At 33.4% G+C, this 15,711-nt stretch carries 12 protein-coding genes; 5 read left to right on the top strand and 7 right to left on the bottom strand.

The window, feature by feature from the left end; translation table 11 throughout:
- Position 1: 1 nt before the first annotated feature.
- The 4 genes from FBT53_RS13865 to FBT53_RS13850 form a co-directional block, all read right to left on the bottom strand.
- Positions 2–1,165: an O-antigen ligase gene (locus FBT53_RS13865; protein ID WP_136951791.1), complete on the bottom strand. Its 1,164-nt coding sequence runs from the start codon at positions 1,163–1,165 to the stop codon at positions 2–4.
- A complete protein-coding gene (locus FBT53_RS13860) occupies positions 1,155–2,222 on the bottom strand; it encodes a glycosyltransferase family 4 protein (protein ID WP_136951790.1) in 1,068 nt (355 codons plus the stop codon). Before FBT53_RS13860 ends, FBT53_RS13865 begins: the two co-directional genes overlap by 11 nt.
- On the bottom strand, positions 2,222–3,166 hold the full coding sequence (locus tag FBT53_RS13855; RefSeq protein WP_136951789.1) for an ATP-grasp fold amidoligase family protein: 945 nt from the start codon (positions 3,164–3,166) through the stop codon (positions 2,222–2,224). The genes FBT53_RS13860 and FBT53_RS13855 overlap by 1 nt, the downstream gene beginning before the upstream one ends.
- 112 nt (positions 3,167–3,278) lie before the next feature.
- On the bottom strand, positions 3,279–5,045 hold the full coding sequence (locus FBT53_RS13850; protein WP_136951788.1) for an Ig-like domain-containing protein: 1,767 nt from the start codon (positions 5,043–5,045) through the stop codon (positions 3,279–3,281).
- 482 nt (positions 5,046–5,527) lie between these two features.
- Here FBT53_RS13850 and FBT53_RS13845 point away from each other — a divergent pair, with 482 nt between their 5' ends.
- Positions 5,528–5,860 (top strand): hypothetical protein, encoded by a 333-nt coding sequence (locus FBT53_RS13845; protein ID WP_136951787.1) that lies wholly within the window; start codon positions 5,528–5,530, stop codon positions 5,858–5,860.
- Between the two features lie 4 nt (positions 5,861–5,864).
- Here the strand turns inward: FBT53_RS13845 and FBT53_RS13840 are convergent, their stop codons facing one another.
- The 3 genes from FBT53_RS13840 to FBT53_RS13830 form a co-directional block, all read right to left on the bottom strand.
- Entirely contained in the window at positions 5,865–6,890 is a 1,026-nt protein-coding gene (locus FBT53_RS13840; protein ID WP_136951786.1) for an NAD-dependent epimerase, read from the bottom strand.
- Between the two features lie 11 nt (positions 6,891–6,901).
- Positions 6,902–8,008 carry a glycosyltransferase family 4 protein gene (locus FBT53_RS13835; protein WP_136951785.1) on the bottom strand — a complete coding sequence of 369 codons (1,107 nt, stop codon included), beginning with the start codon at positions 8,006–8,008 and terminating at the stop codon, positions 6,902–6,904.
- An 87-nt stretch (positions 8,009–8,095) separates the two neighbouring features.
- Complete coding sequence (locus FBT53_RS13830; RefSeq protein WP_136951784.1) at positions 8,096–9,496, bottom strand: nucleotide sugar dehydrogenase; 1,401 nt, start codon at positions 9,494–9,496, stop codon at positions 8,096–8,098.
- A gap of 393 nt (positions 9,497–9,889) precedes the next feature.
- Here FBT53_RS13830 and FBT53_RS13825 point away from each other — a divergent pair, with 393 nt between their 5' ends.
- From FBT53_RS13825 to FBT53_RS13810, 4 genes are all read left to right on the top strand, one after another.
- Positions 9,890–10,675 carry a polysaccharide biosynthesis/export family protein gene (locus tag FBT53_RS13825; RefSeq protein ID WP_136951783.1) on the top strand — a complete coding sequence of 262 codons (786 nt, stop codon included), beginning with the start codon at positions 9,890–9,892 and terminating at the stop codon, positions 10,673–10,675.
- A gap of 17 nt (positions 10,676–10,692) precedes the next feature.
- On the top strand, positions 10,693–13,095 hold the full coding sequence (locus FBT53_RS13820) for a polysaccharide biosynthesis tyrosine autokinase (protein WP_240729842.1): 2,403 nt from the start codon (positions 10,693–10,695) through the stop codon (positions 13,093–13,095).
- 39 nt (positions 13,096–13,134) lie between these two features.
- On the top strand, positions 13,135–13,998 hold the full coding sequence (locus FBT53_RS13815) for a beta-1,6-N-acetylglucosaminyltransferase (protein WP_136951782.1): 864 nt from the start codon (positions 13,135–13,137) through the stop codon (positions 13,996–13,998).
- 327 nt (positions 13,999–14,325) lie between these two features.
- Positions 14,326–15,711: sorbosone dehydrogenase family protein (locus tag FBT53_RS13810; RefSeq protein WP_136951781.1), on the top strand; the 1,386-nt coding region annotated here is incomplete at its 3' end.

The raw sequence follows: 15,711 nt of genomic DNA, 5'->3' as shown, positions 1-15,711 counted from the left end.
TTTAGGCAATTAATGAAAATCTGGATTTTGGAAATTCTTCTTCGTTAGGCCTTTCATTAAGACCACTATGTACCCACATCAATACAAAAAAGGCATACTCATTGGTCATAAAATTATGGTTGGTCATGAAAAATAGTGATAATGAAAAAATAATAAATAAAAAATGTGGACTTGATTTAAATTGTTTAAGACTTAATCTTGTCAATTTAAAAAGAAATATTAAAAATATAACTAAAGGAATTATTCCGCTTTCACCCCAAATAAGTAAATAAGTATTATGCACCCCCCATTGCGAATTTACAACACCATAACCTAAAAAAGATTGATAACCATTACCAAAAAAAGGTTTTTCCATTAAGTCATCATAATATCTTGCCCAGGTTTCTTCCCTAGAATCTTCATCTAATGCAGATGATTTTCTTACAGAATCTCCATTAATTAGTGCTCCTATTTCTTCAAGTCTTGGATTTTTAACTGGGAGAAAATCATTAAAGGTTACAAGTAAAATTAAAGTTAGAAATCCGATTACAAATAATTTGATATTCTTAATGTCCAACTTTAATGAAATTAAATTATACAATACCCATATTACCATAAAAGTTCTAGATAAGGTAAGTAAACCCATGAAAGTAAAATTTAATTTACTAAAAAGGCCTAAAGATTTTACCATGCTAAAACTCAAAGCTAAACCAAATAGACATATGAGACTACCATTATTTGCATCCAAATAAAATCCACTATAACGTCCATGATCAGCAATGGGATTTGGGAATAATGAAATATTGCCTAGAATAGATAAAGATCCTATAAAGAGGAAAAACCAAAGCTCCTTTAAACTTGTATTTTTTACTACTTCGTAGCCTCCCCACACAATTATGAAGTATTTTATAACCGAGACATAGAATGAATATAAATCTTTAATATATGCTTGGCTCACTAAGATACTTATTAGAAAATATAATGCTCCAAAAAGGAGCATTTCTTTACAATTTCCTGTTTTGCCATTTAATAGAACATATATTAATATTAGTGCATAAGAGGTGTAGCTTAACAAGGAAGAAAGTACTCCATTGACATAAACGAGAGTAAATCCAGGAAAATTCCAGATGATTAACCCTAATATTAGGTAACGAATAAATGGAAATGTTTCTTTTTTATTTTCCATTTGATGTGTTAAAAAGATTTTCCCATTTACTAAGAATTACATCTAGGGAGTATTTTTTTACGCTTTCAGCAGAATTATTAGCAAGTCTCTCTCGCAAATAAGAATCCTCTATAAGTCTATTTAATTCAAGAAACATTTGTTTGCCATTTTGGTTCTCAATGAGCAAACCATTCGTTTCATGTTCAATTAGTTCACTGGGCCCTGAAATACAATCGTAAGCAATGCATGCCATCCCATTACTAAGAGCTTCCATTAACCCCATTGGAAGACCTTCATGTCTTGATGGTAAAACAAAAATCTGAGAACTTTGCATTTCTTGCTCGATGTTCGAGCAAAACCCTGCAAATATTACTTGATTAGTAATGTTATTTTCAGAGGCAATTTTTTTTAATAAAGCCATTCCCTCATCCCCATTTCCTAAAATTTTCAACTTCCAATCTTCATGTTTTTTAAGAAGGGGTGCTATTACAGGTAAAAAAGCATCGAAACCTTTTTGATATATTCTATTTAGTGATCCAACTAATAAAATCTGCTTTTTTCTATTTTGGAAAGGATTTATATCATCAGGTATATTAATTGGGTTAGGCATAACACTTACGTTAGCTTTCATATTTTTAAAATACTCAATGTCATATTTTGTTAATACAGTTAAATGTTTTGCAAAACGATAGAATCTTTTTTGGATGAATAAATCCTTTTTAGTTTTTTTATTAAAGGTATGGTTGATATGCTCAGAAACAATTACATCAATCCGTAAAATTAAACCTACTACTATAGCTATTAGGGCATTGTAGGGCATAAAAGTTATCAAGATATCAGGCTTATGACTTTGCGAATAATACCTAATTAAATTATTGATGGATTTTAAAGTATGGTTCTTAAAACTTTTATGATTTAATTTAACCCGTTTAACATTTGAAGAAACTTTATATTTATCCTCAGGTGTAAATGTTATCAACCTTACCTCATGTTTCTCACTTAAACCATTTGCTAGCGTTACCATAACACGTTCTGCTCCACCACCGCTGAGCTTATCTATTGAGAAATCAATTTTCATTATGTGAGATTTAATTCATTCCCTAACTTCAAATCCCACTCTTTTGGAAAAATTGGTTTTCCTCCCCCATGATGGTATAGAGTAAGTTCTCCAAAAAAAAGTTGACCTTTAATTACATACCAATCAATTCTTAAATATTTAAAGTCTTTTGCAAGTAATTCGGATAAACTTTTCATTTCATTAAATGGAATTGGTTTATCTATTTCAGTTTTGCTTTGTTTAATATAGGAACCATCAGCTAATTTCCCTCCCCATTCGAAAATTTCCCTTTCCCAATTTGCATTAAACCAACTACATGTTTGATTTGGGGTGCCTCTGTCTAAATCAACGTTGATTAGCCTAACTTTGCCATTAAAACAATGAACTTTATAATCTGCAGGGAATTGACCGGATCCATCGTCTAATAGTTGCTCTACAATTAACATTGGTTTTATGTCTTTGTAGACAAGTTCTCTCCCATGCCAATAATAATTATCTTGTAAATTAGCTCTTAATTGGTTATGAATGCTAGACCAATTGGTGATTAATTTTTTATCCCTTATAACTATCCCACCAGAACTATTATGATTAGTCTTAATAATAAATGGAAACTCAGGTAGATTTTCGGGAATTATTTTTTTAGGATTGTCTGTTGCATAGGCAAGTGGTATAAGATATTTATCTCCAATTGTTTTTGAAATATACTCCCTTACTTTAAATTTGTCCGCTAAATCACTACCTATAGGGTTATGATAATTGATTTTAAGCCAATTTATCTTCTCGTTTAAAGTTTTTGGATGTTGGTCTAATTTATATCCGAAATTTTTTTTAAATTTTTTTTTGATATAGTGTTTACGAGGTAAATATTTCTCATATAACAAATAGTTGTATAAATTAAAAGCAGGCTTTAAAAGGTAAAAGCCTGCATTTGTTTTTCTATATAACTTCTTAGTTATATTTTTCATACTGCTGTTAGATTGATGTAGTTACCCAACAAATATGATTCATTTTAAAATACTATCAAAAAAAACAGTTTAAACTGTATTTATTTTCGATTATTAAGATTAATTAGCATAATTAATTTGTTTTGATATAGAAAAAGAATTCTTCTATATTGGTATAACCATCATTATTCTCATCATCACTTGAATTGCTATTAAGAGTCCCAAATTCTGTAATTTCCCATAAGTCTGCCATTCCGTCGTTATCAGTGTCAAAACTACTTGAATGCTTATTTTGTGCTACATAGGGCACCCCACCAGCAGAGGCAGTGGAATTGTGGTATCTAGAACCTGAACTATCAATAAATTCTCTTACCAAAGTCTCACCTATTTCATCAGGGAACAATACACTAGCTCCGATATCATATAACAAGTGGTCTACCACAGTGGTCGCTGGCAGTGGATTATAATCACTAGCTGCCACCCTGTTGGATTGGTTTACCTCTTCCCAATGTTGATTCATCATCCCATAAGATGAAAATCCAATTTGTATATTATCACTTTGATGTATTTTTCCATCAGTTACTTTTCCGTTAGGATTTTCGTAACCATTATGCTGGTAAACGTGATCTGCTTGGCTGGGGGGAGAATCTGCATCGCCTTTGAAAACATTGCCAACAGAATCGAATTCTGATTGTCCGAAACTCAATGTTACAGATCGGTTATAGTTATAAATAATATTGTTTACAAATTCAATTCCTTTAGAGCCATCTCCGTAAGTGTGTTCGGGTACCCTATTGCCATTATTAAAGAAACCATTTCCGATAATCGAAATTTTTGATAATCCTGGTCCTATAAGCATTGCATAATTGTTCTCGCCAATTCCGTCAGAAATGAAGCAATTTTGAATTGTAATATTGCTAGCTAATGCATTGGATGCATTCTGAGCATTGCCAGCTAAGGCTAAATTTTCATCCGTTCCTAAAGAAACATCACAATGGTCAACAATAATATTTTCTATTGTGGTATTCGATTTGTTATTGATTATTCTAATTCCGTCAAGATTTCCATCTACATCATCTGCTACTCGTATCCTTAAAAAGCGGACTATAACTTCTGAGGCTCTAATGCCAAAAGTATGTCCTTTAATAGTTATTCCAGGGGAAGGCGCTGATTCGCCAGCTATGGTAATATTTGGATTAGCTATATAATGTTCCTTTGTCCACTCTATAGTTCCAGATACGTCAAAAACAACAATTCTAGGTCCAGAAGCCTCCATTGCAGCGACAAGACTTCCTTCTCCATATTCATTTAAGTTAGTCACATGAATAACACGACCCCCGCGACCCCCAATGCTATTCTTGCCATAACCAACTGCACCAGGAAATGCGAGCAGTTCCCCCATTTCATCAGTAGCTTCATCACTGGAATTATTTTCAAATGAAGCATTAACCGTTACTGTAGCTTGCTTTTGTTCATTAGTATCATTTTTAGTAATCTCAAGCGTATAAGTAAACTCATCGGTAAGCATTCCTTGACTGTCAGCTTTGCTTGCTGCTTCAGCATGAGGCGTATAAGTTATGGTTTTGTCTTCATTTACAACAACCTCACCATTAGTGGCAGTACTTATGGCCACTATTTGATAATCATCTATATCTGTGGTTGGAATGCTATCATTCGCTAACACATTCAATTTAGAACTGGCAATTAGGCCAGATATGGAAAATATATCATCTACTGCTTCAAAACTGACGGTAGGCGAAGTGTTGCTGATTTCTCCTTTCTCATTGATAAAGCCTTCTACCGCCATATCAAACTCATCGTTGTCCTGACTGCAGGACAATGAAATTAATGAAAATAAAAGGGTAATACTCATGTAGGTTTTTAATCTTTGGGGCATCATTGGGGTAATAGGTTAAGTGGGTTAAACTATTTTCTCTGATTTGGTGTGCTAATTTAGAAGAATGATGTGCGGTATCGATGAAATTTCTGTTTTTTTCGATGAAATGCACTTTCATTTCTTTCTTATAATACGCTAGGGGTAAGAATTTATTTTATTGAGCTCGTTTTTTTCGATTAAATACAAGTATTGGAAATTTTATATATTCTCGATACTTCATGTAAATATTTAATCTTTTAATTCGATTTAGCTCCATTTTAAAATGATCCTGATTATAAAGGATTGACTATTTATCTGGATGAGTATTATTCGTAAAATATGGCTGGTAATACATTCATGTATCTAAACTAAGGTTAGTAGTAAGAGCTAAGTAATTAGGTATAGCAGCTTTCTACTTGCATTAGTTTTGTTGCCTAAATTTTATGTTTCCAATTATCAATTAAGTATTGTGCTAGCTTGTTGTTACAATCTGGTATTTAGAAGAAATGTCTAACAAATACAAATTAACTATACCCATTAATTTGGTAGATAAGAGGATAAAAATTGCCCATATAAATGCAGGTATTATCATTAATTGTAAAAGAATGGGAGATAATTGTAGTATTTCTTCTGGTTGTGTTATTAGTAATATTAATACCGATGAAAACAAACTCTTTATAGAGGACAATGAATCTTTTTATATCGGCAATATGGCTTTTGGCAACATTACCATTGAACATAATGCTACCTTATCACCCGGGGCCACAGTAACTAAAAATGTAATAACAAGTACAGTGGTAACAAGCGTGCCGGTAAAAATAATTACAAACAATGGGTAAATGCTTATTGGTAGAAGTTAGTATACCAATCCACAAAGGCTTTTACTCCTTTTTCTACTGGCGTATTTGGAGTGTAATTATAATCCTCTATTAAGGCTGTAACATCTGCCCACGTGCTTTCTACATCTCCTGGTTGTATTGGCATTAGCTCTTTTAGGGCAGTGACGTCCAAAGCCTCCTCTATAGCTTCTATAAAAGCTGTTAATTTTACCTGTTGATTATTACCGATATTGTAAATTTTATACAATTGATTTTTACGCTTACTAGTGGCAATCGGAGTTTCAATTATTTTAGTTAACCCACCCACAATATCATCTATATAGGTAAAATCCCGAGCCATGTTCCCGTAGTTAAATACCTTAATAGGCTTGCCATTTTTTATGGCATCTACAAATAAAAATAGTGCCATGTCTGGTCTTCCCCAGGGTCCGTATACTGTAAAAAATCGAAGCCCAGTAGTCGGTAATTGGTATAAATGACTATAGGTATGGGCCATAAGTTCATTGCTTTTCTTGGTAGCTGCGTAAACACTAATAGGATGGTCTACTTGGTCTTCTGTAGAAAAAGGAATTTTTGTGTTTAATCCATATACGCTAGAACTGCTAGCATACACCAAATGTTTTATTTTACCATGTCTGCAACATTCTAATAGGTTATTAAAACCTACTACATTACTTTGAATATAAGCATCTGGGTTTTCTAAGCTGTAGCGTACACCAGCTTGCGCTCCTAAATTACAAACAACATCAAAGGTGTTGGCATCAAATACAGCTTGTAGACTGTCCTTATCAGCCAAATCTGTTTTGTAAAAAACCATAGCGCTGCTATGTATTGTACTTAAAACTTTTGTGTTAGCAATACTGGCTTCTTTTCTTGGTATGCCTAATTGCGCTAATCTGGCATATTTTAAATTTATATCATAATAATCGTTAATGGTGTCAATACCTACTACTGAGTGTCCATTACGTAATAACGTTTCACATAAATGGTATCCTATAAAACCTGCTGCGCCAGTTACTAAAATGTTCATGATATGTAAAGTTATTTTTCGTTTAAAATTTGTTGTAGGTATTGTTCTGTAGTAGTAGCCATTCGATCAATAGAAAAAGTACTTAAATAGGTGGCTCTAGCATTTGCACCTAATTGTTGCCTTTTTTCTTTATCCTTGATAATACTAGCGAGTTTTTGCGCTAAAACGGTCTCATTTTCTTTTGGAATTAGATACCCATTATAATCGTCCTTTACCATTTCGCTAATACCTCCTACGTTAGAGGCAATTACAGGAAGGCCTACAGACATTGCTTCGCAAATGGATAAGGGTAATCCTTCAAACCTTGAGGTTAATACAAAAGCGTCTGCTTCATTTAAAAATCTAGGGATATCGTTACGTTCGCCATGAAAAGTTACTAAGTGATTAATATCCATTTCCTTGGCCAACATCTTAGTTTCCTCAAAAAGATCGCCATTACCAACCAAATCTACTTCAAAATTTAAATCTCGTAGCTGTTGTATCGCTTTAAATAAGGTTTTATGATCTTTTTGAAAAGAAAACCTAGCAGTCATTAATAGCTTAATAGCTTTGACATTATGCTTTTTGGGTTTGGTAGTTTCTAAATAATCAGGGCTGCCATTGTATATAACTTTTATCCTTTCTGGATTACAGATATTATGTTTAATTGCAAGTTGTTTGTCAAACCCAGATACTGCAATCATTCGGTCACTAAACTTGCCCATTAATTTTTCTAATGCTAAGTATAACTTTCTTCTGGAACTTTTAACACCAGGTGTGAAGGACCATCCATGAATGGTGAAAATATTTCTAATCTTCTTAGTGTGGCAGGCCAATCTACATAGGATTCCAGCCTTGGATGAGTGCGAAATTACAATGTCTGGAGCTTCTTGTTGTAATAAAGCCTTCATTTCTTTATAACACTTATAATCCGTAAATGGATTAATTTCTCTTTGTAAAGAGGATAGGTGAATCACAGGAACTTTAATAGCTTGTAATTTATCAGATAAAGAACCTTTTTGCCCTACAATCACAGTTACCTTATGCCCTTTAGTAACCAACGCTTTGGTATTATTGTACAATACCATTTGAGCACCTCCTATAGGTTCACTTAGCGTTATTACTTGAATTATTTTCACAGCCAGTTATACTTTGTTTTCTGGGCTGATAAAAATCAACCCAGAAATGTAATAGTTTGTTGTTTGTAAGAATTTTGTGGTCAAATACTAACTAGTTTGACCAATTTTATAAAATTTAAAACCAATAGCTTCCATAGGTTCATGGTCCAATATTCTTCTACCATCAAACACAAAAGCAGGTTTTAACATAGCCTCATATACTTGAGCCCAGTCATATGTTTTAAATTCATCCCATTCCGTTAAAATAGCAATAGCATGTGCATCTTTTGCCGCATCCATTGGATTACCAACTACGGTAACAAGCTCTTCTAATTCTTCTCTTGATTTATTCCCTAAATATTCCAAATCTGCTAAAATTCTTTCTTTAGAAACTTTAGGGTCAAAAACGGTTATATGAGCATTTTCTTCAAGAAGGGCATCGGCTACAAATATTGCAGCAGATTCTCTAGTGTCATTCGTGTCTTTTTTAAAGGCCCATCCATAGAACGTTATTTTTTTGCCAGAGACGGTATTGTATAGCGTAGATATGATATTGTCTGCAAACCTCCTTTTTTGGTAATCATTCATAATGACTACCTGTTCCCAATAATCTGCAACCTCTTGTAAACCAAAGCTTTTTGCGATATAGACTAGGTTTAAAATATCTTTTTGAAAACAAGAACCTCCAAAGCCTACAGACGAGTTTAAAAATTTTGAACCAATCCTTGAATCAAAACCAATAGCCCTAGCTACCTCTGCAACGTTAGCATCTGTTCTTTCGCACAAGGCAGAAATAGAATTTATGGATGATACCCGTTGTGCAAGAAATGCATTTGCAACGAGCTTAGAAAGCTCTGAAGACCATACATTAGTCTGTAAAATTCGTTCTTTTGGTAACCAATGCTCATAAACTGAACTTAAGGCGTCCTTTGCGGCTTTTCCAGAAGGTGTATCGTCTCCGCCAATTAATACTCGATCAGCATTAAATAAATCATCTACAGCAGTACCTTCGGCTAAAAATTCTGGATTAGATAATATTTCAAAGTTTACGCCATTACCAGTATTGTGTAAAATACTTTTAAGCGCTTCTGCAGTTCTTACTGGTAACGTAGATTTTTCTACGACTATCTTATCTGTGACAGCAACATTTGCAATGTTGCGCGCACAAAGTTCAATATACTTTAAATCTGCTGCTTGTCCTTTACCCTTACCGTAGGTTTTGGTAGGTGTATTTACGGAGATAAAAATCATATCTGCCTCATGAATGGCCTTATCTACATCTGTACTGAAAAATAAATTTTTACCTCGGGCTTGGCCAACCACTTCTTTTAGCCCAGGCTCATAAATAGGCAGCTGATCTAAGTCTTCATGATTCCAAAGAGCAATCCGTTTTTCATTAATATCTACAACGTTAACTGTTATTTCTGGACACTTGGAAGCAATTACAGACATGGTGGGTCCCCCGACATAACCGGCACCAATACAACAAATGTTTTTAATAGTTTTCATACTAGATTTTGAAAGGTTCAAAAATGGTGAAATTTTAAGTTGTGGTTATTCTAATTAAGACAAACTACAGCTTGTAACGATATAATGTTAAAATTGTTTTGTTTAAGTACTTAATATTTTATTCTGTATAAGTAAGTGCAAAGAAAACAAATAGCGACTAAAAACATTCATAAAAACTATGGTTTATTCCAAACAGTGCATAATTGTGTCATTTATCTATATAATTGTACTACTAACAGATTAAATTTGGAGTTTTTTTACCAGTGTTGTGCTTTTGTACAATAGATCCACTAATCAATTTTTATTTATTATTTAAAAGTAAATAGTAGTAAACAAGAAATAGTATTTTAGCTGCGTCTAACATTAGACGTTAACAATAACCATCAATAAATCATGATTTTAAGAAAAATAGTATTTTACCGTTTAGCGGTTTTTGCAATAGTTTTGTCTTCTTGTGCATCTAAACAAGATGTAGTTTATTTTCAAAATGCCGCTCAGCAAGGATTGGAAACCATAGTGAGAGATGATATAGCAACTACAAGATTTAAAATTGACGATTTAATAAGTATATACGTCTCTACCCTAGATCCAGAAGCGAGTGCTTCTTTTAACCTTTTTAAAGGTAGAGGTTCTGGAAGTGGTGGCGGACAAATGTTGGAACAAGTAGATTACTTAGTTGACAACAATGGAGAAATAGATTTTCCTGTACTAGGTAAAATTAAAGTACTTGGCTTGTCACCAGAAGAACTGCGTGTTAATCTGACCAATGATTTAAAAGATTATTTAAAAGATCCTATAATTAATATTAGGCTGCAAAATTTTACGGTTACTGTTTTAGGTGAAGTAAATAGACCTGGAACCTACCAAGTAAATGGGGAACAAATAACCATTTTAGAAGCACTTGGATTGGCAGGTGATTTAACTATTAAAGGAATGCGAAAAAACGTTTTAGTAATTCGTGACTTTGAAGGTGCAAAAATTTACGATAGAATAGATTTAACCTCTAAAAAAGCCTCAGAGTCTAATATTTATTATCTAACGCAGAATGATGTGGTCTATGTAGAACCCAATAAATCTGCAATTACTTCTTCCGCTTTAGATAATAGAGCAACCATTGCAGTTTCTATAGCTTCTGTTTTAATTACATCTACCGTTATCCTTTTATCAAGGAACAATTAATTTAAAAATTAACAACCTTGCAAGTAGCACCTAGTACATCTAACGCAACTAACGGAATTAAAGAAACCGTAAAGTATTATTTAAAATATAAATATTGGTTTTTACTTTCTTTGGTTATGGCCGTTACTATTGCTTATTTTTTTGTGAGCTACAGTACTCCAAAATACCAAGCTAATGCTACCATACAGGTAGTAGAAGATGATGGAGCAGCGTCTCAATTAAGTTTTTTTAGTGATTTGGGTATTATGCCAGGTGGGGGGCATAATGTAGAAGATGAGATAGAAGTGTTGCGCTCTAGATCTAATTTTATAGCGGTAGTAAAAGCATTAAATTTAAATAAAAGAATTTATCACGTAGGTAGTGTTAAAAGTTCGGAGATTTATAAAAATGTACCTATTACTTTTTCATTTGTATCCAAAGATTCACTAGCCAATGATGCTAAATTTACAGCTGTTATAACACCTAAGTCAGAAACTAACCTTACATTACTAATAGAGGAAAATGGTGAGGAGGTGCAAAAAAAAGCTCTGTTTGGTAAAGAAATTGATACTGAAGAGGGGAAGATTACTTTTTTACCCGGTAACGCAAAAATCTTTAAAAAATTTATTGGCCAAAAGTTGCGAGTAGAATTAGTACCTATTAGTGACGCTGCTTTACAGTATCAGAAAAGTTTTAAGGCAGCAACGATAGATAAGTTTTCTTCTGTAATAAATTTATCAATCCAAGATCCCGTAAAGCAAAAGGCAGAAGATATTCTTAACAGTTTAATTAAGACCTACAATTTTAATGGTAGGGATGATAAAAAGAAAATAGCAGACCGCACAGCTGCTTTTATTGATGACCGTATTGCGGAGATTTATGGAGATTTATCTGATGCTGATAAGAGCGCAGAAGAATTTAAAGCAGGTAGAGGTTTAACGGATATAGCCTCACAATCTAACATTAATTTAAATGTAAGTGCGGCCAACCAGCAAGAGTTACAAGATGCCCAGACACAACTTCAGATTGCTGGTAGTGTTAGTGATTTGTTAGAGGGAAATAATGAATTTGGCATTCTTCCTTCAAATATAGGTTTAACAGATCCATCTATTACAAATACTACCGCTAGGTACAATCAGTTGGTGCTAGAAAGAGAGCGATTATTAAAAAGTTCTAATGAAAAAAATCCTGTAATTGTAAACATAGATGAGCAGTTAGAGAGTTTAAAAACTAGTATGAAATCTAGTTTAAATAGCATGCAGAATAATTTAAGTTTACGGGTAAATAATCTAAGTTCTCAATTAGCGACAATCAATTCTAAAATTTATTCTGCACCAAAGAACGAAAGGGCATTACGAGAAATTACTAGAAAACAGCAAACCGTAGAAGGTTTATACCTGTATTTGTTGCAAAAAAGAGAAGAAGCTCAAATAGCTTATGCTTCTGCAGCTCCAAACTCAAAAGTTATAGATACAGCTTATCCAGCCAGTAAATATGCAGTGTCTCCCAAAAAAAGCATTATATACTTGGCGTCTTTGATTTTAGGCTTCATGCTCCCAATTGGAGTGCTCTATGCATTAGATATTTTAGATGATAAAATTCACAGTGCAGAATCTTTAGAAAAGCTTATAGAAGGAGGCGTTATTGTTGGGGAGTTGCCCAAACTAAAAAAGAAAGAAAATAAAATTATTGGTTCGGGAGATCGTTCGGTTATTTCAGAAGCGTTAAGAATTATCAGAACTAATATAGATTATCTCTTGAAAAAGAATTCTGGCGCAGAGGATAAAAAGAATGTGGTATTTGTAACTTCTAATTTGCCGCAAGAAGGTAAAACCTTTTTTTCCACTAATTTATCTTTTATTTTATCTAATACGGGGAAAAAAATACTATTGATTGGGGCAGATATTAGAAATCCTAAATTTCATGAATTCTTAGAAGAGGCTCAAGGAGCTACGCCCGGGGCAAATTTTAGAGACCAAATTGGTCTGACAGATTATTTGTACAACAGTAAAAAAAGTATTGGTGAAATCACCAATAAGGTTGTGATACATGGTAATGCTATTGATGTTATAGCTTCTGGTAAATTGTATCCTAATCCATCTGAGCTTTTATTGAGTGAAAGGTTTGGGGATTTGATTACCAAAGCGTCTGAATCTTACGATTACGTAATAGTGGATACTGCTCCCACCATGCCTGTTACAGATACATTGTTAATAAGTGCTAATGCAGATGTAGTAGTCTACGTAACAAGGGCTGGTAAGACTAAAATTGACGATATGGCATACCCTATAAAGCTAAAAAAGGAAGGCAAACTTAATAATCTTGCTTTTGTTGTCAATGGGGTTAAGAATTCTGAACTTGGTTATGGTGGAAAGTATGGTTATGGATATGGAGAACCAATTGGAAAATTCAGTTTTTTAAATCTTTTTAAAAGAAAATAATATTTCTCAAATACTGCGTTATAATTTCAAATCATAATTATGAATAGCAATAGACATGCTTATTTAGTAATGGCTCACAATGAACCAGAATTACTAACAAAGTTATTACAAGTTTTAGATGACGAACGTAACGATGTTTTTATTCATCTAGACCAAAAGTTTGACGCTATTTCTGAAGATGATTTGCGCGAATTGCTAAAATTTTCAAAGCTTTACTTTATTGACAGAAAGCCAATATATTGGTCTGGTTTTACACAAATAGATTGTGAATTTAGACTATTAAAAGAGGCTGTAAAAGGGGGATATGATTATTATCACCTTTTATCAGGTGTAGACTTGCCATTAAAAAGTCAAGATTATATTCATAATTTCTTTAAAGAGCATTTTGGTAAAGTGTTTTTGTCTGTAACTAAGGTTACAACATGGAAAATAGCAAGTAGGTACAAGTATTTTCATTTCCAAGGCATGAATAGAAGATTACCTAGGAAAATTTCTAGAAATATACGGTATCCTTTATCTGCATTACAAGCTTTACTATTTATTAATAGGAAACGTAAGATTCCGTTTAAAGACTTTTATTGGGGACAAGCATGGTTTAGTATTCCTCATGATTTTGCAATGTATGTTGCCAATAAGCACGAATTTGTTAGAACGCATTTTAATAATGGTTTTTTTAACGATGAGGTGTTTATGCAAACGTTATTGATGAATTCTGAGTTTAGAGATAGGCACTCGTCTAAAAGTTATATGAGATTGATTGATTGGGATAGAGGAAAGCCTTATACATGGACAATAAATGAGTTAGATGAATTGTTAGAAACTGAGGCATTGTTTAGTAGAAAGTTTTCTATGAATCAAGATAAACAGGTAATTGAGGCTGTTTTAAGTCATATTAAAAATTAGTCAAAAGCCTTAAAATTTCTTTTTTTATTAGCTTCCGTTAGTTGGTTACGTGAAATTGCATTTATTAAATTTTTATAATTAATGTAATTTTCTTCTTACAAAAAATATTAGTATTTATTTAGGTAAATTCAAGATTTAACATAAATAAAATATTAAAAAGCACTTCTTTTTTTTTATAGAATGGGTTAGTGTACTCTTGTCGATAATTTAATGAGTTTAAACGAATTATGTCATTAAGTATTGAATTGGAGGATAACTTTGTGTGTTGATAAGATTCTTTTACTTAAAAAGTAAATACGAGTACTTTTGGCCCGCAAAAAATACACTATGAAAATAAGTAACATTAAATTGTTTCAAACCAAATCTAACGATGACACCACCAAAAATGGTTTATCTAAAGCTTTTAAATTCGGTTTATTCGTTTTTTCGATTATCAATTTCTTTTCATTTACACTTAGAGCGCAATTACCAAGTGCTTTTCAACAAGTTGATTTAGTAACTGGTTTAGAAAACGCTACCACGTTTAAGATAGCTCCAGATGGTCGTATTTTTTTATTGGATAGATATGGGGAGTTAATAGTTTTTAATCCTGAAACACAAACCACGCATGTTGCAGGTGAGTTATCGGTTTTTCATGGTTTGGAAGACGGATTGTTGGGTATAGCTTTTGACCCTAATTTTACTAGTAATAATTATGTGTATTTGCATTACTCACCACTAGACACGGTAAAGAATCGTGTCTCTCGCTTTTTAATGGAAGGGGATGATTTAAACCTTAGTTCAGAGGTAGTAGTGATTGAGTGGGATACGCAGCGCGATAATTATTTTCATTCAGGGGGTGATTTAGGTTTTGATTCTCAAGGGAATTTATATATAGCCACTGGAGACAACTCTAATCATAGTCCTTACGGTCCATTTAATGAAAACGATTCAAAGCAGAGTGCTGAGAACACCTCTTCTAATACTAACGATTTAAGAGGAAAGATACTTCGTATTACACCGCAGTCAGACGGTAGTTACACCATTCCTACTGGTAATTTATTTGCACCAGGAACCCCCAATACCCTACCAGAGATATATGTTATGGGAGCTAGGAATCCTTATCGCATGCATGTAGATGCTGAATTTGACGATTGGTTGTTTTGGGGCGAAGTAGGTCACGATTCAGATGTTGATGGACCAAATGGCGAAGGGCCAGTAGGTCTAGACGAGATGAATTTGGTTAAGGAGGCAGGTAATTATGGCTGGCCTTATTTTGCAGGTAATGGTATTAATGACCCAAATACGGTTGGTGGTAATGATGATTCTTCTCAATATGCTTTTCTAATAGATTACGCAGTCCCAACGTATTATAACGACCCAGTATTGCCAAAAAATATATCGGTATGGAATACGGGACTCACAGATTTACCACCAGCTCAGCCCGCATGGATGGATTTTTTCCATCAATCTTATATGGCAGGGCCACGTTATAAGTACAATCCAAGTTTAAGCGACCAACAACGGCTACCAGTAGAATTTGATGGTCGTTTCTTTTTCTATGATTTTAATACGAGTAAGGTATGGTCTGTAGGGATGGATGTGAATGGGGATATTTTGGATACCGAACAATTGGCTCCAGATGTATTTCCTCAAAACCAAGATGGTTTTATAGATATGGAGATAGGACCAGATGGTTATATGTACATATTGGCATACGGAGCTGGATGTTGC

The organism is Flavobacterium sp. ASW18X (genome assembly GCF_005144745.1).
Lineage (GTDB): Bacteria > Bacteroidota > Bacteroidia > Flavobacteriales > Flavobacteriaceae > Croceivirga.
The sequence above is the reverse complement of the archived record's forward strand: the minus strand, read 5'-3'. Positions and strand labels throughout refer to the sequence as shown.